General features: G+C 68.9%; 1 protein-coding gene. It reads left to right on the top strand.

Annotation, left to right across the window (positions count from 1 at the left end; translation table 11 throughout):
* The coding region (locus tag AC1DWF_RS36390) for a threonine aldolase family protein (protein ID WP_476843302.1) at positions 1-601 on the top strand (601 nt) is incomplete at both ends.

Below are 601 nucleotides of genomic sequence, written 5' to 3'. Positions count from 1 at the left end.
GGCCTCAAGGGCGCGCGCGGTATGTTTTCCCCCGATGACCTCCGCGCCGCGATCCGCCCGAAGACGCGCTACACCCCGCCACAGAAAATGCTCGAGATCGAGCAGACCGCGAATATCGGCGGCGGCGCGATCTGGTCGCTGCAGACGCTGAACGAGCTCGCCGACATCGCCCATGAGCAGGGCTGGGCCACCCACATGGACGGCGCCCGGCTGATGAACGCCTGCGTCGGCGCCGGCATCGCGGCCTCCGACATGGTGGCCGGTTTCGACAGCGTGTGGCTGGACTTCACGAAGGGCCTCGGCGCGCCGCTGGGTGCGGTGCTCTGCGGCTCCAACGAGTTCATCGGCAACGCCTGGCGCTGGAAGCAGCGCCTCGGCGGCTCGATGCGGCAGGGCGGCGTCTGCGCGGCGGCCTGCATCTACGCGCTGGACCACAACATCGACCGCCTGGCCGACGATCACGCCAATGCCAAGGCCTTGGCACGCGGCCTCGCGCAGATCGAGGGCGTGGTGGTCGAGGACCCCGACACCAACCTGGTGTTCTTCGATGTCAAGGCGACCGGCAAGTCCGTTCCGCAGCTGCAGCAGACCCTGCTGGAGC

The sequence above is a fragment of the Aminobacter sp. P4_D5 genome (genome assembly GCF_056401815.1).
This window is presented reverse-complemented; position numbering and strand designations above follow the sequence as displayed.